Source organism: Streptomyces sp. NPDC022552, from assembly GCF_055561875.1.
This window is the reverse complement of record NZ_JBVHGJ010000017.1, coordinates 143,643-163,570: the sequence shown is the minus strand read 5'-3', so window position 1 is coordinate 163,570 and position 19,928 is coordinate 143,643. Positions and strand designations below refer to the sequence as shown.

The window sequence follows — 19,928 nt, the reverse complement described above, 5'->3', positions numbered from 1 at the left end:
ACCCGGACACCCTCCACCAGACCCCCATCGGCGTCTTCCGCTCGGTGAAGCGGCCGGTCTACGACACGCTCATGGCCGACCAGCTCGACACGGCCATCGAACAGCACGGCAAGGGCGACCTGGGGCAGCTGCTCGCGGGGAACGACACCTGGACCGTCGTCGGCTGACACAGGAATGACGGATGAGGGGCGCGGCCGCACGAAGGGCCGCGCCCCTCACCCCTTCCGCCGGCGCTTCTCCTCGTCCGCCGCCTTCTCGAACTGCCCGAGGTAGCGCGGGACCCCCTGCTCGATCCGGTACAGGAACAGCTCCTTGTTGTACCTGAACATCATCACGTTCTGTTCCTCGAAGCCGTACTTCTTCGCGAGGCCCTGGAACGAGAACGTCCGCATCGCCCCCCGCACGGCCACTCGTGTGATCGCCAGCTTCTGGCTCGACACCAGGTCCCTCATGCGCTCGGCGACGCCCGTCACCGCGTCGTACGCCTCCACCGCGAACCGGTCGACCGGAGCCGTGGCCGACAGGCCCCAGCGCGTGCGGTAGGCGGCCGTGAACCCCTCGGCCGCGGGCACGAGCGCCGGATCGACGTAGGTGGTGCCGAAGTACCAGCCCTCGGCAGCCTCCTGGCCGGCGGCGGCGAGGAACTCCGGTGCCAGCGCGTACTCGACGCCTCCGCACAGACCGTCGTAGCCCTGCTGCTTCAGCGCCTTGGCGCACAGTCCGGCGCGGCGCGGGGAGACGCCGGCGTAGAGCACGGCGTCGGGCCGGGCGGCGACCACCTCACGCGCCACGGCGCTGAAGTCCTCCTCGTCCGAGGCGACCTGATGCACGGTCACCGGAGCGTCGATCGCACTCATGGTGCTCCGTGTGGAGTTGGCCGTACGCCAGGCGTAGTCGCCCGCCGCCCGGTCCTGCACGACGGCCGTCCGCTTGGCCCCGCGTACCAGGGCGATGCTGGTGAAGGGCAGTTGCAGCATGTCGTGGTGGACGCGCAGCTCGCGGTAGACGGGGTTGACGGTCGGAAAGGTCAGGTCGCCCTGGTCGATGCCGACGGCGACGGTCGCGAGGACCAGCATGCTCGCGTGGTACGTGGTGGCGGCCGCGACCACCGTCTCGCGGGTCGTGGGGCCGATCACGGCCATGACGGCCGCGTCGTTCGCGAACTCCCGCGCCACGGTGCCCGCCCGGGGCGGGTGGCCCTCGTCGTCCCGTACCTTCACGGCCAGGTCGAAGGGCCGGTCGGGACGGGCGTTGAACGTCTCGGCGGCCAGCCTCGCCCCGCGCTCCTGGGCGCGTCCGTCCGCCGCGTGGGGGCCGCTCAGATCCGTCTGGATCCCGATCGCGTACGTGGGCAGGGACGCGGGCGGGCCGCCCGCCGCAGGGCTCGCGGGGGCGCGGTTCACGAGCCAGGCCGTGAGCCCGCCGGCCCCGGCGACGGCCGCCGCGGACCCGAGGGCGAGGAAGCGGCGCCGGGACGGCGAGGTGCGGGCCGGTGGGGCGGAGGGCACCACGACGGTCGGCTCGGCCACGGGCAGGTCCAGGACCCGTGCGGAGCGTTCGGCGATCAGCGCGGGCAGTCCGGGCGGCAGCCAGTCGCCCGCCGGCCCCTCGGCGGGCCCCAGCCGCGCCCGTACATCCACGGCCGTCGGCCGGTCCGCGGGGTCCTTGGCGAGACACGCGGTCACCAGCGGCAGCAGCGCCTCCGGTAGGCCGTCGAGGTCGGGCTCCTCGTGGACCGTGCGGTACACGACCGCGGCCACTCCGCCCGTACCGAAGGGGCGTTGCCCGGTGGTCGCGTACGCGAGCACGCACCCCAGCGAGAAGACGTCGCTCGGCGGGCCGACCTCGCCCGCACCGGCGGCGCGGGCCTGCTCGGGGGCGAGGAAGCCGGGTGTGCCGATCATCGCGTCGGTGGCGGTGAGGGCGGTGGCCCCGGCCGACCGGGCGATGCCGAAGTCGATCAGGCGCGGGCCGTCGAGGGCGAGGAGGACGTTGCCCGGTTTGACGTCCCGGTGGACGAGTCCCGCCTCGTGCATGTCCGCGAGCGCGTCGGCGAGCCGGGCGCCCAGGGCCCGTACGCTCGCTTCGGGCAGGGCGCCGTGGAGGGCGACGGCCTCGGCGAGCGAGGGTCCCGGCACGAACTCGGTGGCGAGCCAGGGCTCGCGGGCCTCCGGGTCGGAGCCGAGGACGCGGACCACCCAGCGGCCGGTGATCCGCTCGGCGACGAGGGCCTCCCGCCGGAACCGCTCGCGGAAGCCGGGGTCGGCGGCGTGCTCGGCCTGGATCAGCTTGAGCGCGGCGAGCGCGCCGCCGGCGGACCGGGCGAGGTAGACCACGCCCATGCCGCCGGCGCCGAGCCGGCCGAGCAGGCGGTATCCGGCGATCGCCGAGGGATCGGCGGTACGGAGGGGCCGCACGGCTCAGACCCGTCTGTTCTTCGGCGGCCCGGCGGGGGCGAACTCCAGGGGTTTGTACCGGCCGTTCTCGACGGCGTACATGAACGTGCCGACCGCCGTCAGGCGCCCGTCCTCGGGATCGAAGACGTAGCCGCCCATGACGCCGGTGTACTTCACCTTGCGCAGCAGGGCCGCGAGCGACGTGCGGTCGGGGCGCTTCCCGCCCTTGGCCGCCTTCTCCACCTCCTGGGCCAGGAGGTTGACCATGTCGAAGTACTCGCCCGTGTAGAAGGCGGGGGTCGCGCCGTACCGCTTGCGGTGCGCGGCGATGAGTGCGGACGCCTCCTTGCGGGTCGTGGGATCGACGACCGGTGCGCCGATGATCCAGCCCTCCGCCGCCTCCCCCGCCTCCGCGAGGAAGCGCGGCTCGAAGACGTGCTGTCCGGTGATCCTCATACCGGTGAAGCCGAGTTCGTCGAGCGCGCGGGCGGCGAGGACCGCGCTCGGGGTGAGGCCGCAGTGGACGTAGGCGTCCATGCCCTCGGCCATCATGGAGCCGAGCACCCGCTTGTAGTCGGTGGTGGGCCCGGGGACGACACGGGGAACGGGGACGACCTTCCCCTGCCGGAAGCCGAAGTTGGCGCCGCCGATGTACTGCCAGGCGTAGGTGTCGTCGGTCCGCTCCTGAAGGATGCCCGGCCGGACGCTCCGGGTCTTCGTCATGACGTAGTAGGCGAGGCACATGCCCGCGAAGGCGTGCTGCGGACAGGCCTGCACCATCGAGAGCCCCTGGCCGCCCGCCTGGTTGGACAGCATGTTCAGCCCGGCGGAGACCGTGATCACGGGCAGGAGGGCCTCGTCGTACGCGGGGAGGGCGGCCAGGCCCGTGTAGTCGGAGGTGGGCCCGATGACGCCGAGGACGTCGGGGTCGCCGGTGAGGACGCGGGCGGCGGCCAGGGCCTTGTTGTTGTCGCCGCCGTCGTCGGAGACCTTGAGTTCGAGGGTGAAGGGCTTGTTCTCACGGGCGTTGAACTGCTCGACCGCGAGCCGGGCACCGCGCTCCTGCGCGCGGCCGACGGCCTTGGCGGGGCCGGTCAGATCGGCGTGGACGCCGATGACCCAGCGGCGCTTCTTCGGCCCGGGGGCGGCCTTGCGGTCCTTGCCGTCGTCCCGGAGCGCGGCCCAGGCGGCGATGCCGCCTCCGGCGGCGAGGACGGCGCCGCCGGAGGCCAGGAGCAGGAACTTCCGTCTGCTGCTCGCCGGCTGCGCGTCCTTGTCCGACGTCCCGAGCTGTGTGGACTCGATCTCGGGCAGGGCGAGCATGGCGGCGGAGCGTTCGGCGATGGTCCGTACGACGGGGGCGGGCAGCCAGTCGTTCCCGGCGCCCGGGGCGTCCTCCGTGAGGCGGTCGGCGATCTCCTCGGCGGTGGGCCGCCGGGCCGGGTCCTTGGCCAGACAGGCGCGCAGCAGGTCCAGGAGCCCGTCCGGTACGCCGGCGAGGTCGGGCTCGTCGTGGACCGTGCGGTACAGCAGGGCGTCGACGGCCCCCGTGCCGAAGGGCGGGCGGCCGGTCGCCGCGTGGGCGAGGAGGCAGCCGAGCGCGAAGATGTCGCTGGGCGGGCCGATCTCGGCGGCGCGGGCCTCGGCCTGTTCGGGCGCGAGGAAGCCGGGGGTGCCGACGACCATGTCGGTGGAGGTGAGCGCGGTCTCCCCGGTGGTCCGGGCGATACCGAAGTCGATCAGGCGCGGGCCGTCGACGGCGAGGAGGACGTTGCCGGGTTTGACGTCCCGGTGGACGAGTCCGGCCTCGTGCACGGCGGCCAGCGCGCGGGCGAGCGCGCCGCCGAGGATCCGTACGCTCCGCTCCGGCAGCGGGCCGTGCGCGGCGACGGCCTCGCCGAGCGAGGGCCCGGGGACGAAGGCGGTCGCCATCCACGGCTCGGGTGCGTCCGGGTCGGCGCCCGTCACGGGGACGGCCCAGGGGCTGGCGACCCGGCGCGCGGCCTCGACCTCGCGGCGGAAGCGGGCTCGGAAGTCGGCCTGGTCGGCCTGGTCGGCGTGGGTGACCTTCACGGCGGCGAGTTCGCCGTTGTCGGTACGGCCGAGGTAGACGACGCCCATGCCACCGGCACCGAGCCGGCCGAGGAGGCGGTATCCGGCGATCGCCGACGGGTCGGAGGTCCGGAGCGGCTGAAGGGCTGCGGGCCGGGCGGCAGCCGACGCGGGAGCCGAGGGCTCGGGCTGGTGAGCCGCCGGCTGGGGCTCGGGAGCCGAAGGCTCGGGTGCGGGGCTCATGACTGGACCTCCAGCTCGTCCTCGGCGCGCCCGACCATGGCGACAAGGGCCTGGACCTGCGCGCTGTCGACCTCCTTGGCGACATGACCGGGTGCGCCCTTGACGACGGCGGCGACGGTGACCTGCCCCACGCGGGACTGGTACCAGGAGTACGTCTGCTCCCCCCGGACCGCGTCGTTGACGTACGTCCCCGCCTCTCTCAGCGAGTCCACGGCGGTGAAGTTGCCCCCGACGCCGAAAGGGCTGCCGAGGGACATCAGGCCACCGATCCGCTCCCCGTCGCGCAGTCGCTGGTCGGGGCAGCGGAGCGCCTCCTCCAGCGTCTCGGCCATCTCCCAGTCGGCGTCCGTCTCGGTGCGGTGCACGGTGACGGTCGCGGAGACCCGTAGCGTCCCCCTCCCGCCCTGGGCGGGGACCTCGCTGTAGGCGGTGACGCTGTGGAGCACGGTCCGCGGGCGGGTTCCGGTCTCCCAGGTGCACTGCGCGGAGAGGACCGGCCAGTAGTCGTCGGCGCTGAGGTGCGGGGTGCGTTTCACGTAGTCCGCCCCCCAGGATTCGGGACCCGCGACGACCGCGAGGGCGAGCCGCTTGGCCTCGGCCTCGTTCTTGGGGGCCCTCTTCGGGTCCGCGGTGAAGCCGAGCCCCGTGGGCGTCGGCGAGGGTGTCGGCGTGGGCGGCGCGGTCGCGGTTCCGGACGCCCCCGAGGACGTACTCCCCTTGTCGTCGCGTTTGCCGTCCTCGCCCGAACCGGAGCAGCCCGTCAGGATCATGCCGCAGGCCAGTAGACCCCCGCAGGCGCGCAGCACTCTTCGGTACCCGTATGTCACGTATCCCCCACGCACGCTCACACTTGCCCCGAGTGGTGAGCAGATCGTACGACGCGTCGGCACCAACTCGCCCCGATTACAACATCATTGAGGCGAACCCGTGGCCTTCTCGCGACGTGCCGCGTCATACCGGGCGCGGGACTCCTGGACCGCCGGGACCCGGGCGTCGGTCCAGCGGGCCAGCTCCCAGACCCGGCCGGCGGCCTCTTCGCCGAGTTCGGTGAGGCTGTAGTCGACGCGGGGCGGGATGACCGGCTTGGCGTCGCGGTGGACGAAGCCGTCGCGCTCCAGTGTCTGGAGCGTCTGCGTCAGCATCTTCTCGCTGACCCCGCCGACCTGCCGGCGCAGCTCGCTGAAGCGGTACGAGCGCTCCCGCAGCGCGATCAGGATCAGGACGCCCCACCGGCTGGTGACGTGCTCCAGGACGAGCCGCGCCGGGCACATCGCGCCGTCGACGTCGGCGAGCAGACTCTTCGGATCACTTACTCCCATGCCAGTACCTTACTTCAAAGTGGGTACTTTCTCATGGTTAGCGCACCCCGTACGGTGAGTGCATCGCCCACCGCACTCCCGGAGAAGGAACCACTCATGAGCATCGTCGTCACCGGAGCCACCGGACAGCTCGGCCGTCTCGTCATCGACGAGCTCCTGGCCCGCGTCCCCGCCGAGGCCGTCGTCGCCGTCGTCCGCGACAAGGCGAAGGCCGCCGGCCTCGCCGAGCGCGGCGTCGAGCTCCGGATCGCCGACTACGGCAGGCCGGAGACCCTCGCGGGCGCCTTCGAGCCGGGCGACCGCGTCCTGCTGATCTCCGGCAGCGAGGTCGGGCAGCGCGTGGCCCAGCACGCGGCCGTGATCGACGCGGCCAGGGCCGCGGGCGTCGCCCAGCTCGCGTACACCGGCGTCCTCGGCGGGCCCGAGGCCGACTTCGACCTGGCCGCCGAGCACAAGGCCACGGAGACACTGATCCTCGACTCGGGCCTGCCGTACACGTTCCTGCGCAACGGCTGGTACACCGAGAACTACACCGCGAACCTCGCCCCCGTCCTCGCCCACGGCGCCGTCGTCGCCAACGCCGGTGAGGGCCGCGTCGCCTCCGCCACGCGCGCCGACTACGCCGCCGCGGCCGCCGCCGTCCTGACCGGGCCGACCGAGGAGCACGTGAACAGGGCGTACGAGCTGAGCGGCGACGTCGCCTGGTCGCTGGCCGAGTACGCGGCCGAGGTCGCCCGCCAGACCGGCAAGGAGATCGCGTACAGCGACGTCCCGGCCGAGACGCACGAGGCGATCCTGACCGGCGCCGGCGTCCCGGCGGGCTTCGCCGCGATCCTCGTGGACGTCGACGAGGCCATCGGGCGCGGGGCGCTCGCCCGGCGGACCGGTGACCTGTCCCGCCTCATCGGCCGCCCGACCACCCCGCTCGCCGAGACGGTCGCGAAGGCCCTCGCGTAAGGCCTGGAAACCCCCGCCGAGGGCCCCGCACCGGCCCCCGGCCGAGCCCTCGCCCGAAAGTCATGACCGTATCGCGGTACGGACATGACAGCCTGGCCTGTGCGGCGCTACCTTCATCAGGACGGCGTGGCGCAGGGCAGGAGGTTCGGTGAAGACGGACAACGAGGGACGAGCGGGTCTCCTCTACGGGATCGGTGCCTACGGAATGTGGGGCCTGGTCCCGCTCTTCTGGCCGCTCCTGAAGCCCGCCGGGGCGGTCGAGATCCTCGCCCACCGGATGGTGTGGTCCCTGGCCTTCGTCGTCGTCGCGCTGCTCGCCGTCCGCCGCTGGGGCTGGATACGCGAGCTGGTGCGCAGCCCGCGCAAGCTCGGTCTGATCACGCTGGCCGCGGCGGTGATCACCGTCAACTGGGGCGTCTACATCTGGGCGGTCAACGCCGGCCAGGTCGTCGAGGCGTCCCTCGGCTACTTCATCAACCCGCTCGTCACGATCGCCCTGGGCGTCCTCCTCCTGAAGGAGCGGCTGCGGCCCGCGCAGTGGGCGGCGGTCGGCGTCGCCGCCACGGCCGTCCTGGTCCTCTCCGTCGGGTACGGGCAGCCGCCGTGGATCTCGCTGATCCTGGCCTTCTCCTTCGGCATCTACGGCCTGGTGAAGAAGAAGGTCAACATCGGCGGTCTGGAGTCGCTCGCGGCCGAGACCGCGGTCCAGTTCCTGCCGGCCCTCGCCTACCTGGTGTGGCTCGGCTCGCAGGGTTCGGCCACCTTCGGCAGCGAGGGCGCGGGGCACGCGGCCCTGCTCGCCGCGACCGGCATCGTGACCGCCGTGCCGCTGGTCTGCTTCGGAGCGGCGGCGATCCGCGTACCGCTGTCGACGCTGGGGCTGCTCCAGTACCTGGCGCCGATGTTCCAGTTCGTGCTGGGGATCGCGTACTTCCACGAGGCGATGCCGCCGGAGCGCTGGGCGGGCTTCTCGCTGGTGTGGCTGGCGCTGACGATCCTGACGTGGGACGCGCTGCGGACGGCACGGCGGAGCAGGGCGGCGCTGGCGGCTGCGGCGCGCGCGGCCGCCGCGGCGGCGACGACCGAGGCCGGGCCCGGACTGGCCGGGCCCGCAGGGGCCGGGTCCGCAGGGGCCGGGTCCGCAGGGGCCGGGTCCGCAGGGACCGACGTCCCCTCCGCCTCGACCAGGACCCCTGCCGTCTCCTGACCTCCCGCCCGGTAGCGGGGGGGGCTCAGGCCGCCAGGAGGTCGTACTCCCGGATGAGCCAGCACACGGCCGTCAGGCGCAGTGTCGCGAAGTCGTGGCCGACCGGCTCGGTCCAGTCGGCCTCCGCCAGCGAGTCCGTGAAGCCGAGGACGTAGTCGGCGAGGTCCTCCCGGCGCACGGTCCGCCGACGCGTGAGGGTGGTCTCGTCCGGGCGGCGCGGGGCCGGGATCAGGGCGTCGCACACGGCCGCCGCGTGCTGGTCGACGGCGGCCACGAGCCCCGGCTCGAAGGCGAGCTCCGAGAGCCGGGGCATGTACGTGGCGGCCACTCCGACCAGCGGACAGTCGGAGGAATTGTTCATTCCTCCAGCCTAAGGGCGCCTCCCGTTCACCCCGCGGCGACCTTGGTCGCAGCCTCCGGTGCCTCCAGGCCCTCCGGGATCTCGTTCACGGCCTCGGCGCCCCGCAGCCCCGTCGCCGAGACCAGCGCCCCGAGCGCCACCATCGCCACCGGCACGATCAGCGCGGCCCGGAAGCCGTCGAGTCCGCCGCCGACGATCCCGTACACCGCCGTCACCAGCGAGATGCCCACCGCCGAGCCGAACTGCGTCGCCGTCGTCAGGAGCCCGCTCGCCAGCCCCTGCTCCTCCTCCTCGATCCCGTCCGTCGCGGCGATCGTCAGCGGCCCGTACGCCAGCGAGAACGCGAGCCCGGTCAGCAGCAGGGTCGGGAACATCGCCGCGTACGACCAGTCCGGCCCGACCGGCAGGAACAGCGCGTACGAGAGGATCGCGAGCACGAAGCCGCCGAGGATCACCCGTCCGTTGCCGAACCGCGCCACGAGCCTCGGCGTGAGCGTCGGGGCGAGGATCGCGTCGACGCCCATGACCATCAGCGCCAGCGCCGTCTCCAGGGAGGACCAGCCGCGCAGCTCCTGGAGATAGAGCGTGGCGACGAACTGGAAGCCGAAGAAGGACCCGACGAAGAGCAGCGCCCCGAGGTCGGCCCGGACGGTCGACGCCTTGCGCAGCAGCCCGAGGCGGACGAGCGGGGAGGCGGCGCGCCGCTCCACGGCGACGAACAGGCCGGCGAGGGCCACTCCGGCGGCGGCCACGAGCGCGGTCAGCGGCCATCCGTCGAGGCCGTGCTCCAGTCGTACGATCCCGTACGCGAGCAGCAGCATCGCCCCGGCCGCGGTCAGCGCGCCGGCCAGGTCGAAGCCGCCCGCCGACGGCTCCGGCCGCGTCTCCCCGGGGATCAGCCGCAGCGCGGCGAGCAGGATCGCCGCGGCCAGCAGGACGGGCGCGAAGAAGACCCAGCGCCAGCCGAGCTGAGTGAGCAGTCCGCCGATGACCAGGCCGAGGGAGAAGCCTCCGGCGGCCGTACCGGCGAAGACCAGCAGCGCCTGGTTGCGCTGCGGGCCCTCCTCGTACGACGTCGTGATGATCGACATCGCGGCGGGGGTCATGAACGCGGCGGCGACACCCGTCATGAAGCGGGCGGTGATCAGCATCCAGCCCTCGGTCGCGAAGCCGCCGAGGCCGGAGAAGAGCAGAAAGACGGTGAGCCAGCCGAGGAACATCCGGCGGCGGCCGAGCAGGTCGGCGGCGCGTCCGCCGAGGAGGGTGAAGCCGGCGTATCCGAGGACGTACGCGGACATCACCCAGGCCGCGCTCGCGGTGGACAGGTCCAGATCGGATCTGATGCTTGGCACCGCCACGGCGAGCATGGCGACATCGATGCCTTCGAGGAAGATCGTTCCGCAGAGGACGAGGAGAAGGGCCCAGGCGCGTGCGGGCAGGGATGTGGACACAGCTGTCTCCAAGGCAGGGAAGGGGAAGGGTGGTTACCGGCCATGGGGTCGGTTCTCTCTTGTAACCACCTCGATCCTGCGGCAGGATCCGATGCCATGGAAGAAGGCACTTTGAAGTCACCGAGTCACTGCGAAGTGACCTACGCCGACGGCGCGTCGGGAGACCGGGACCCCTTCCAGTGGGACACCCGGGAGGACTGCGAGGTCCGGCAGATCCTCGACCGGGTCGCCGACAAGTGGTCCCTGCTGGTCATCGCCCTGCTCGACCGCCGCAAGCTGCGCTTCTCCGAGCTGCGGCGGGAGATCGACGGCATCAGCCAGCGCATGCTGACGGTGACCCTGCGCCAGTTGGAGCGGGACGGCCTGGTGAAGCGGACGGTGCACCCGGTGGTCCCGCCGCGCGTGGACTACGAACTCACGCCGCTGGGCGGCACGTTGCACACGACGATCCGCTCACTGGTGCTCTGGACGGAGCTCCACCAGAACGAGATCGCGGCGGCACGGCAGGCGTACGACGCGAAGGAGGCGGCCGAGGCCGAAGCGGCCCCCGTCTGACCCGAGCACGGCCGGCGCGCCTCTCCATCGGGGTGAACGAGGGTCATGCCTGACGCGACCGGGGTCGCGCGCCCAGTACGACTGGGGGCATGACTCCGCTCCATTGGAAGCTCGTGATCGACACCGCCGACCCGCACGCCCAGGCCGCCTTCTGGGCCGCCGCCCTCGGCTACGTGGAGGAGGACCACAACGCTCTCGTCGAGCGCCTCCTCGACGCCGGGGCTGCCCCGCCCCAGCTGACGGTCATGCTCCCGGACGGCCGCCACGGCTGGCGAGATCTGGCCGCTGTCCGGCATCCGGACGATCCTTTCGACGAGGAGTCGGGTGCCGGGCGCGGCCGCCGCATCCTCTTCCAGCGCGTCCCGGAGCCGAAGACCGTCAAGAACCGCGTCCACCTCGACCTCCACCCCGCCGAGCGCACCCGGGAGGCGGAGGTCGAGCGCCTGACGTCCCTGGGCGCCTCGGTCCTGCACCGGGTCTCGGAGCAGGGCGGCACCTGGGTGGTCATGACGGACCCCGAGGGCAACGAGTTCTGCGTGCAGTGACGTTCGGGCCCCGCGCGCGGTTCAGGTGCCGCGTGGTCCCGGCCCCGCGCGGGGGTTCAGGTGCCGCGTGGTCCCGGCCCTGCGTGCCGGGACGTCCAGGTGCGCCGCGCAGGGACGTCAGGCGCGCCGTACCTCGAACTGGAAGCAGCCGTACTCGACGGCGCGGACGTGCACGAGAGCGACCTGCGGGTCGGCGAAGGCCTCCGCGAAGGCCTTGTCGAAGCCCGCGGTCGCCTCGTCCGGGATCTCCAGGAGCCGTCCGCCGACGATGCGGCCCTCGTCGTCGTAGCGGCGCAGGGTGCGCAGGGCGCCGGGCCGGTCGAAGGGGTACGACTCCGGGCCCTCGACCGGCCCCGCGCACGGGTCGGCGTGGATGAAGACCGGGCCCTGCTCGTCGTACGCCCCCGGGGCGGCCCCGGTCGCTGCCGCCCAGCGGCGCAGCGGCGCGTACGAGACGAGGGCGATCCGCTCCCCCGGCTCGAACGTGCGCAGACAGCAGCGCAGCGGGCTGCCCCCTTCGGTGGCGGTGTACGGGACGCAGGGCTGTCCGGCGTCGTCGCCGGCGCGGAGCTCGGCGAGGACGGCGGGGTCGATGGCGCGTGCGGTGTAGGTCGTCATGGCTCCAGCGTCACGCGCGCGCGGCCCACCCGCTGGCGGGATTCGGACGTGGCGTTCCGGGCGCCCCGCGGCCACCCTTCCTCGCACGCCTATCCGATGAGCGAACACGTGTGACCGGTTTCCGCTCTTGACGCTCAGTCAAACTCTCGTTGAACATTCACCACGCACATCACGCACCACCCCGCACCGACACGCACAGCTCCAACGCCCCGCGACTTCACAGCCGTCGGGGCGCTCGCACGTTCCGTTCCCATCCCCGTTCGGAATCCGGAGCCCCCACATGAACCTCTCCGTTCCCAGACGTGCCGCCGCGCTCGCGGCCGTGACCGCCATGGCCCTCGCCGGGTTCACCGGCGCCACGGCGAACGCCGCGCCCACAGCACCCGCTGCTGCCGCCGCCGCGCCCGACATACCGCTCGCCAACGTCAAGCAGCACCTCACCGACCTCCAGGCCATCGCCACCGCCAACGGCGGCAACCGCGCGCACGGCCGCACCGGCTACAAGGCGTCCATCGACTTCGTGAAGGCCAAGCTGGACGCGGCCGGATTCACCACCACCGTCCAGCAGTTCACCTCCAGCGGCGCCACCGGCTACAACCTGATAGCCGACTGGCCCGGCGGTGACCCCAACCAGGTCCTCATGGCCGGCGCGCACCTCGACTCCGTCTCCTCCGGTGCCGGTATCAACGACAACGGCTCCGGTTCCGCCGCCGTCCTGGAGACCGCGCTCGCCGTCTCCCGCGCCAACCTCCAGCCCACGAAGCACCTGCGCTTCGGCTGGTGGGGCGCCGAGGAGCTGGGGCTCGTCGGGTCGAAGTACTACGTCAACCAGCTGCCCAGCACGGAGCGTTCGAAGTTCTCCGGGTATCTGAACTTCGACATGATCGGGTCGCCCAACCCCGGCTACTTCGTCTACGACGACGACCCCACCATCGAGCAGACCTTCAAGAGCTACTTCGCCGGCATCGGCGTGCCCACCGAGATCGAGACCGAGGGCGACGGCCGCTCCGACCACGCCTCGTTCAAGAACGTCGGCATCCCGGTCGGCGGTCTGTTCACCGGCGCCAGCCGCGTGAAGAGCAGCGCCCAGGTCCAGAAGTGGGGCGGTACGGCCACGGCCTTCGACCGCTGCTATCACTCCTCGTGCGACAACACCTCGAACATCAACGACACGGCCCTCGACCGCAACAGCGACGCCGTCGCCCACGCGATCTGGACCCTGTCGGCCGGTACGACCACGCCCCCCGGCACGGTCTTCGAGAACACCGCCGACGTGTCCATCCCGGACAACGGCGCCGCGGTGACCTCCACGGTCAACGTCACCGGTATCACCGGCAACGCGCCCTCCACCCTCAAGGTGGACGTGAACATCGTCCACACCTACCGCGGTGACCTCGTCGTCGACCTCGTCGCCCCCGACGGCTCGGTCTACAACCTGCACAACCGCTCCGGCGGCAGCGCCGACAACCTCGTCCAGACCTACACCGTGAACGCCTCCTCGGAGGTCGCCAACGGCGCCTGGAAGCTCCGCGCCCAGGACCGGGCCTCGGCCGACACCGGCTACATCAACAGCTTCAAGCTCACGTTCCCGTAAGGCACCAGCCCTACGGCGCAGAAACTCCCGGGTGGGTCGGTGACCATCGCCCCCGACCCGCCCGGGGTCCCATCGCGCCCTACTTCCCGGCGTTCGCCGCGTCCACCAGCGCCTGCTTCGTCACGGCGCCGACGTAGACCTTGCCGTCGTCCGTCATCAGCGCGTTGACGAGCTTCGTCTTGAAGACGGTGCCCGAGCCGAACTTCCCGCTGACCTTGTCCCCGAGCGCGTCCAGGAAGCCCTGGACCTCCTTCGGGGCCTCGCCCGTCTTCGGGGCCGGGGCACCGGTGTCGATCCTCGCGATCGAGGTCCAGCCCTCGCCGATGACGTTCATGCCCTCGGCGCCCGCGCCGCCGGCGCCGGGAGCCATGCCTCCGAAGAGTCCGTCGAGGCCGCCGAGCTCCTTCTCCAGCTCCTTCTCGAGGTCCTCGGGGGACTTGCCGTGCGCCGCCCCGTCCGGGCCCTCGGAGCCCTCCGTCACCTTCGCGCCCTTCGGCGCCTCGAAGTCGAACGTCGAGGCCGCCGGCCTGGCGAAGTCGACCTTCGTGAAGCCCGCGTCGAGGACCGGCTTGCCACCCTCGACCGACGCCAGCGTGAACTTCAGCGGCGTCCCGGTCCTCGCGTCCACCGCGATCTTGATCGACTCGACCGTCGAGCCGCTCTGCTTGGGCTTGATCACGAGCTGGTACGCGTCCCGGCCGGCCACCTTCGCCGTACCGCCCACCGTGATGGACGTGGTGTCGCCCGCCGCCTTCAGGACCTCGTCCGCGAGCTCCTTCGGGGTGCCCGGGACCTCCTTCTCGCCGGCGGGGCGGTCCGAGGCGTCGCCCTTCTCGTGGAACACCTCGTTCGACTTGCTGTCGTACGCCCACACGTCGTCGCCGTTGTGGATCAGGCTGTACTCGTCCGAGCCGTCCACGATCGTCAGCTTCTGCTTCTCCGGGCCGTCCGCCGCCACCCGCAGCGTGTGCGAGCCCGAGACCAGCTGCGTCAGCCGCTCCTGCGGGTCCACGGACGACGAGCCGCCGGACGACGAGCCGCCCGCGAAGCTGTCGGCCAGGCCCGCCACCGACGGCAGGCCCAGGTCCGTGCTCACCTTGAACGTGCCGGACAGGGTCTGCGTGTCCGACGCCGCGATCTTCTCGATCAGCTGCTGTGCCGTGATCTCCGGCAGGTCGGGGTCGCCGGACGCCGCCAGCGCCGGTACGAGTCCGATGGTCGCCGCGGCCACTCCGGCCACCGCGAACGGGACGACGTAGCGGCTCGCCTTACGGGTCTCTGCCATGGTCTGTCCTACCTCCGTGGTCGATGACTCCATCTGACCAAAGCGGCGGCCCGGAATCGTCAGACTGCGGCATCAACCTGACGTACTGCTGAAGGATGACAACCCGTAGGGGCCGTAGCCCGTCCGGGCTGCCCGCCGGGTCGACACGGCCCGTCGGCCCGCCCGGTGGACAGCGTCAACCCGCCCGGTGGACAAGGTCAAGCCCGCCCGGTGGACAGGGTCAGCCCGCCCGGTGGACCACCGCGTCGCACAGCTCCTCCAGAGCCGACTTCGCGTATCCGTCGGGCAGCGGCGCCAGCATCGCCCGCGCCTCCTCCGCGTACCGCACGGTGTCCCGCCGGGCCTGCTCCAGGGCCGGGTGGACGCGCAGCCGCCGCAGGACCTCCGCGTGCCGCTCGTCGTCCGTCAGGTCGCCGTCGACGAGCTCGACCAGCTCCACGTCCTCGGGACGGCCGAAAGTCGCCGCCGCGGCCCGCAGGCGGAGCACCGGAAGGGTCGGGATGCCCTCCCTGAGGTCCGTCCCCGGGGTCTTGCCGGACTCGTGGGAGTCGGAGGCGATGTCGAGGACGTCGTCGGCGAGCTGGAAGGCGACGCCGAGCCGCTCGCCGTACTGGGTGAGGATGTCGACGACGGTCTCGTCCGCGCCGGACATCATCGCGCCGAAGCGGCAGGAGACGGCGACGAGCGAGCCGGTCTTGCCGGCGAGGACGTCGAGGTAGTGGTCGACGGGGTCGCGGTCGCCCTGCGGTCCGGCGGTCTCCAGGATCTGGCCGGTGACCAGACGTTCGAACGCCTCGGACTGGATGCGTACGGCCTCGGGCCCGAGGTCCGCCAGCGTGTGCGAGGCGCGGGCGAACAGGAAGTCACCCGTCAGGACGGCGATGGAGTTCCCCCATCGGGTGTTCGCGCTGTCGACGCCGCGCCGCACGTCCGCCTCGTCCATGACGTCGTCGTGGTAGAGCGTGGCCAGGTGGGTGAGCTCGACGACGACGGCCGAGGGCACGACGCCCGGCGCGTAGGGGTCGCCGAACTGGGCGGCGAGCATCACGAGCAGCGGCCTGAAGCGCTTGCCGCCGGCCAGCACGAGATGCTGGGCGGCCTCCGTGATGAACGGGATCTCGCTCTTGGTGGCGTCGAGGAGCCCTGCCTCCACGGCCGCCAATCCGGTCTGGACATCGGCCTCAAGAGCCTGGTCCCGCACGCTAAGACCGAACGGCCCGACGACGGTCACGAGAGGGTCTCCTGTCTGCTGACGCCTGCTTCTGCTGCCGACGATCACACGGATTGTCGATGTGTCGCTCGATTCACTCAAGTCAGCGTATCCGGTCGCCTTTCGATCACCATGGGCGCCTTCCCGCCACCCCCGGTATGTTCTTGATCAGCTCATACGACCAGGAGTAGGCGATTTGTCCCGAACAGTGATCGATACCGACGCGGGCGACGAGCGGCCGCCACCCGAAGACGATCATGCCTTCTTCGGCCGGCCCAAGGGGCTTCTCACCCTCTCGGGTCTGGAGGGGTCTGGGAGCGCTTCTCGTTCCTCGGCATGCAGGCGATCCTGGTCCTCTACTGCGCCGACAGTGTGGCGGACGAGGGTCTCGGCATGGACGCGGGCACCGCCGCCTCCGTCGCCCGCGTACGGCACCCTCGTCCATCTGGTGTCCGTCGCGGGCGGCCGGCATGACCTGGCCGGCCTCGGCCTGATCAGTGCCGGTACGGGCCTGCTGAAGCCGAACGTCGCCACCATGGTCGGCAAGCTCTACGCCACCGACGACGGCCGCCGCGACGCGGGCCTCGTCGTGATCGCCAGGGCGCCCTGGCTGCGCCGCACCATGCACCCCGTCCACTGAGGTTGGTCCGCCATGCGCATCCGTACCGAGTTCCCGTACGAGACGACCCACGAAGATGTCCGGATCCCGCTCCCCGGGACAGGGACAAGGCTCTACGCCCGGATCTGGCGGCCGGTCACCGACGAGCCCGTCCCCGCCCTCCTGGAGTACCTCCCGTACCGCCTGACCGACTGGACGGCGCCCCGGGACCGGCAGCGCCACCCCTGGTACGCCGGGCACGGCTACGCCTCCGTACGGGTCGATGTGCGCGGCCACGGGAACAGCGAGGGGCTGCCGGGTGACGAGTACGACCCCGTGGAGCTTGCGGACGGCGTGGCGGTGGTGAACTGGCTCGCCGAGCAGCCCTGGTGCACGGGGAAGGTCGGCATGTTCGGGATCTCCTGGGGCGGCTTCAACGCGCTCCAGATCGCCGCGCTCGCGCCCGAGCCGCTGAAGGCGATCGTCACCGTCTGCTCGACCGACGACCGCTACGACAACGACGTCCACTACATGGGCGGATCCGTCCTCGCGGTCGACATGCACGCCTGGGCGGCGACGATGCTGGCCTTCGTCTGCCGTCCGCCCGATCCGATGCACGTGGGCGAGGAGTGGCGGGAGATGTGGCTGCGGCGCCTGGAGGCCGTGGACCCCTTCATTCACACGTGGCTCGCCCACCAGACCCGGGACGCGTACTGGCGGCACGGCAGCGTCTGCGAGGACTACGGGGCGATCGGTGCGGCCGTCCTGGCGGTGGGCGGCTGGCACGACCCGTACCGGGACACCGTGCTGCGCCTGGTGGAGCACCTCCCGCAGGACCGGGTCCGCGGGATCATCGGGCCGTGGTCGCACCAGTACCCCGACCGCGGCCTGCCGCCCGGCCCGGCGATCGGCTTCCTCCAGGAGACGCTGCGCTGGTGGGACCACCACCTCAAGGGCGCCGACAACGATGTGATGGCCGAGCCGCTGCTGCGCTCCTGGATCAGCGCGTCCCACCCGCCGGCCACCGTCTACGACCGGCTGCCGGGCCGCTGGGTCGCCGACCCGGCCTGGCCGTCCCCGAACGTCACGCCCGTGACGTACGCCTTCCAGGGCGAACCGGTCGTGGTCGACTCCCCGCAGCAGACCGGCCTCGACGCGGGGCGCTTCTTCCCCTTCGGCAACGACGCCGACCTGCCTCCCGACCAGCGCGAGGAGGACGCCCACTCGGCCTGCTTCGACTTCCCCGTGCCGGAGGACGGCGAGCCGATCGAGATCCTGGGCCGGCCGCGGGTGAGCCTGAACCTCCGGGCCGACGCCCCCACGGGGCAGGTGATCGCCCGCCTCTGCGACATCGCCCCGGACGGCTCCTCGACCCTGGTCACCCGGGGCGTGCTGAACCTCTCCGCCCGCTACGGCCGCGACCGGGCGGTGGAGGCGCAGGTCGGCGAGGCGGAGGACGTCGTCTTCGAGCTGAACGGCATCGGCCACACCTTCCCGCCCGGCCACCGGGTCCGCCTCGCCGTCTCGTCCGCGTACTGGCCGTGGATCTGGCCCCAGCCGGACGCGGCGGGCTTCACCCTCGACCCGGTCACCTCGCACCTGACGCTCCCGGTCCGCCGCCCCACGGCCGACGCGGTCGAGTGGCAGGAGCCGGAACAGTCCGAACCGCTGGTCGTGAGCGTCCCGGCGACGCTGGAGGAGCCCCGTCCCGAGCGTCTGGTGGTACGGGACGTGGCCAAGGGCGAATGGCGCCTCGAGGTGGACCCCCGGTACGGCGGTACGCGGGTCTATCCGGACGGCCTGGAATTCACCGAGGACGCCCTGGAGACGTACACGATCGTCGAGGACGATCCGCTCTCGGCCCGTACCCGCTCGGACTGGTCGATCCGGCTGCACCGGCCGGAGAGCGCGTGGGACGTGACGATCGAATCGCGCTCGGAGATCTGCTGCGACGCGGACGCGTTCCTCACGTCGAACGAAGTGGTGTGCAAGGAGGGCGGAGAGGTCGCCTTCCACCGGACGTGGGAGAAAAGGATTCCGCGTACGGCGGGGTGAGCGGAAAGGGAAAGGGCCCGCATTCCCCGGGGAATGCGGGCCCCTTGCTCAAAGGCGCGGATCAGGCGTCGGCGCCGGCCTTGCGGCGGCGGACGACGAACATCGCGCCGGCACCGAGGGCCACGGCCGCGGCACCCGCGAGGGCGAACTGCGGCATGACGTCACTCGAACCGGTCTTGGCGAGCTGGCCGGTGGACGTCACGGACGTGGTGGAGGTGCCGCCCTGCTGGGTGGTACCGGTGTTGCCACCGCCCGTGGAGCCGGTGCCGCCCGTGGAGCCCGAGGAGGACGGGTCCTTGGGCTTGGCGGTGACGTCGAACTCCGCGTAGGCGCCATCCTGGACGTAGCCGCAGGACCCGTCCACGTTGTCGTAGCCGGCGTGGATGAGGAGGCCGGACTCGGCGGCCGGCGCCTTCTTGTCGACCGTGATCCGCACCAGGGCGGTGATCTCCTGGCCCGGCTTCACCAAGCCGATCTCGGTGTAGCCGCCACCCTGGCTGGGCTCCTCCCACTCGCTGTCCGGGTAGCCCCACTCGACGTCCACGTGGTCGTACAGGTCGCCCTCGCCGAAGGCGACGTCGGTCTCCGCGTACACCTGGTCGAGCTTGTGACCCGTGCCGTTGGTGAGCTTGACGGTGAAGGTGGCGCTGGTACCGGCGGCGATCTTCGCCGGACCGCTCAGGTCGACGGTCAGCTGGTCGCTGACGTCCTTGCAGTCGACGTGCGGCGGCTCGGCGTCCGCGAGCGCCTTCTTGGCCGCGTCGAGGGTCTTGAGGGCGGCCTCCTTGGCGAGCCGCAGACGCTCGGCCTCGGCAGAGGCGGCGCCGCGCGCGTCCTCGATGTCCTTCTTGGCCTTGGTCAGCTTCTCACCGGCGGCCTTGCGGTCGGCGGTGGCGGTCGTCAGGCCGGTCTTGGCGGCCTCGACGGCCTGCTCCGCGGCCGCCTTCTGCTCGGGGGTGGCGTCGACGGGCAGGGCCTTCAGGTCGGCCTCGGCCTTGGACAGCTTCTCGTTGGCGGCGGACACCGCGGTGTCGGCCGCCGCGACGGCCTTCTCCGCGTCGGTGACGGCGAGCTTCAGCTTGCTGTCGGCGGCGTCGACGGCGGCGAGCGCCTTCGCGGCGTCGTTGTACGCGACCAGGGCGTCGTCGTACGCCTTCTGCGCCTCGGTGACCTTCTTCTGCAGCTCCTCGATCGTCGGCTGCTGCTCCTGCGTCTGCGACGGCGCGGACGGCTTGGTGTCGGCGAACGCCGGGGCGGCCGACAGGAGGACGACGGGAGTCGTCACGGCGGCGGCCACGGCCGTCGCGAGAATACGGCGAATCTTCAAGATGGACCTTCTGGTCAGGATCGGTCGGAGAAGAGAAAGAAAAGGTGGGTCGCGCCTGCGGGGAAACTCACGCGGTGCGACTTCTCCAAGATCGTATGACCCTGATTAGGCCCGGGGAAGGGGGAATTGAACGCGCTCAGTCGCATGGCCGACGC

16 protein-coding genes and 2 pseudogenes are annotated in these 19,928 nt (G+C 72.0%); 8 read left to right on the top strand and 10 right to left on the bottom strand.

The genetic code is table 11. From position 1 onward, the window contains the following. Positions 1 to 167: pseudogene (locus tag ACZ3OF_RS32415) on the top strand (2-oxoacid:ferredoxin oxidoreductase subunit beta); the annotation flags it as partial. Positions 168 to 215: 48 nt separating this feature from the next. Here the strand turns inward: ACZ3OF_RS32415 and ACZ3OF_RS32410 are convergent. The 4 genes from ACZ3OF_RS32410 to ACZ3OF_RS32395 all read right to left on the bottom strand — a co-directional run bounded on the left by ACZ3OF_RS32410 (position 216) and on the right by ACZ3OF_RS32395 (position 6,010). Continuing rightward, on the bottom strand, positions 216 to 2,417 hold the full coding sequence (locus ACZ3OF_RS32410) for a bifunctional serine/threonine-protein kinase/ABC transporter substrate-binding protein (protein WP_361677575.1): 2,202 nt from the start codon (positions 2,415 to 2,417) through the stop codon (positions 216 to 218). A gap of 3 nt (positions 2,418 to 2,420) precedes the next feature. Then, positions 2,421 to 4,691, bottom strand: coding sequence for a bifunctional serine/threonine-protein kinase/ABC transporter substrate-binding protein (locus tag ACZ3OF_RS32405; protein ID WP_361677572.1), 2,271 nt, complete (start codon positions 4,689 to 4,691; stop codon positions 2,421 to 2,423). Further along, entirely contained in the window at positions 4,688 to 5,461 is a 774-nt protein-coding gene (locus tag ACZ3OF_RS32400) for a hypothetical protein (protein WP_467308343.1), read from the bottom strand. The genes ACZ3OF_RS32405 and ACZ3OF_RS32400 overlap by 4 nt, the downstream gene beginning before the upstream one ends. Before the next feature lie 141 nt (positions 5,462 to 5,602). Further along, positions 5,603 to 6,010 carry a winged helix-turn-helix transcriptional regulator gene (locus ACZ3OF_RS32395; RefSeq protein WP_361677566.1) on the bottom strand — a complete coding sequence of 136 codons (408 nt, stop codon included), beginning with the start codon at positions 6,008 to 6,010 and terminating at the stop codon, positions 5,603 to 5,605. 96 nt (positions 6,011 to 6,106) lie between these two features. Here ACZ3OF_RS32395 and ACZ3OF_RS32390 point away from each other — a divergent pair, with 96 nt between their 5' ends. Beyond that, a complete protein-coding gene (locus ACZ3OF_RS32390; protein WP_467308341.1) occupies positions 6,107 to 6,967 on the top strand; it encodes an NAD(P)H-binding protein in 861 nt (286 codons plus the stop codon). A 148-nt stretch (positions 6,968 to 7,115) separates the two neighbouring features. After that, a complete protein-coding gene (rarD, locus tag ACZ3OF_RS32385) occupies positions 7,116 to 8,174 on the top strand; it encodes an EamA family transporter RarD (RefSeq protein WP_467308339.1) in 1,059 nt (352 codons plus the stop codon). 25 nt (positions 8,175 to 8,199) lie between these two features. Here the strand turns inward: rarD and ACZ3OF_RS32380 are convergent, their stop codons facing one another. Next, a complete protein-coding gene (locus ACZ3OF_RS32380) occupies positions 8,200 to 8,535 on the bottom strand; it encodes a DUF6401 family natural product biosynthesis protein (protein ID WP_361677557.1) in 336 nt (111 codons plus the stop codon). Between the two features lie 26 nt (positions 8,536 to 8,561). Further along, positions 8,562 to 9,974 (bottom strand): MFS transporter, encoded by a 1,413-nt coding sequence (locus ACZ3OF_RS32375; RefSeq protein WP_467308350.1) that lies wholly within the window; start codon positions 9,972 to 9,974, stop codon positions 8,562 to 8,564. Positions 9,975 to 10,082: 108 nt separating this feature from the next. On the opposite strand from ACZ3OF_RS32375, the gene ACZ3OF_RS32370 reads away from it, so the two are divergent. Together ACZ3OF_RS32370 and ACZ3OF_RS32365 are read left to right on the top strand one after the other, a co-directional pair. Then, positions 10,083 to 10,541 (top strand): winged helix-turn-helix transcriptional regulator, encoded by a 459-nt coding sequence (locus ACZ3OF_RS32370; protein WP_361677555.1) that lies wholly within the window; start codon positions 10,083 to 10,085, stop codon positions 10,539 to 10,541. 89 nt (positions 10,542 to 10,630) lie between these two features. After that, the gene (locus tag ACZ3OF_RS32365) at positions 10,631 to 11,086 is read left to right on the top strand and encodes a VOC family protein (protein ID WP_361677552.1); all 456 of its coding nucleotides are present in this window, start codon (positions 10,631 to 10,633) and stop codon (positions 11,084 to 11,086) included. A gap of 117 nt (positions 11,087 to 11,203) precedes the next feature. Here the strand turns inward: ACZ3OF_RS32365 and ACZ3OF_RS32360 are convergent, their stop codons facing one another. Next, a complete protein-coding gene (locus tag ACZ3OF_RS32360) occupies positions 11,204 to 11,704 on the bottom strand; it encodes a DUF1203 domain-containing protein (RefSeq protein WP_361677549.1) in 501 nt (166 codons plus the stop codon). Positions 11,705 to 11,984: 280 nt separating this feature from the next. On the opposite strand from ACZ3OF_RS32360, the gene ACZ3OF_RS32355 reads away from it, so the two are divergent. Continuing rightward, entirely contained in the window at positions 11,985 to 13,298 is a 1,314-nt protein-coding gene (locus tag ACZ3OF_RS32355) for a M28 family metallopeptidase (protein ID WP_361677546.1), read from the top strand. 79 nt (positions 13,299 to 13,377) lie between these two features. Here the strand turns inward: ACZ3OF_RS32355 and ACZ3OF_RS32350 are convergent, their stop codons facing one another. Both ACZ3OF_RS32350 and ACZ3OF_RS32345 read right to left on the bottom strand, forming a co-directional pair. Next, a complete protein-coding gene (locus tag ACZ3OF_RS32350; RefSeq protein WP_467308335.1) occupies positions 13,378 to 14,583 on the bottom strand; it encodes a LolA family protein in 1,206 nt (401 codons plus the stop codon). A gap of 220 nt (positions 14,584 to 14,803) precedes the next feature. Beyond that, positions 14,804 to 15,814: a polyprenyl synthetase family protein gene (locus ACZ3OF_RS32345; protein ID WP_361677540.1), complete on the bottom strand. Its 1,011-nt coding sequence runs from the start codon at positions 15,812 to 15,814 to the stop codon at positions 14,804 to 14,806. Between the two features lie 187 nt (positions 15,815 to 16,001). On the opposite strand from ACZ3OF_RS32345, the pseudogene ACZ3OF_RS32340 reads away from it, so the two are divergent. Together ACZ3OF_RS32340 and ACZ3OF_RS32335 are read left to right on the top strand one after the other, a co-directional pair. After that, positions 16,002 to 16,385: pseudogene (locus tag ACZ3OF_RS32340) on the top strand (POT-type proton-dependent oligopeptide transporter); the annotation flags it as partial. A gap of 60 nt (positions 16,386 to 16,445) precedes the next feature. Continuing rightward, positions 16,446 to 18,446, top strand: coding sequence for a CocE/NonD family hydrolase (locus ACZ3OF_RS32335; protein ID WP_361677537.1), 2,001 nt, complete (start codon positions 16,446 to 16,448; stop codon positions 18,444 to 18,446). 61 nt (positions 18,447 to 18,507) lie between these two features. Here ACZ3OF_RS32335 and ACZ3OF_RS32330 read toward each other — a convergent pair whose 3' ends face one another. Then, positions 18,508 to 19,773 carry an LPXTG cell wall anchor domain-containing protein gene (locus ACZ3OF_RS32330; RefSeq protein ID WP_467308332.1) on the bottom strand — a complete coding sequence of 422 codons (1,266 nt, stop codon included), beginning with the start codon at positions 19,771 to 19,773 and terminating at the stop codon, positions 18,508 to 18,510. Positions 19,774 to 19,928 lie beyond the last annotated feature (155 nt).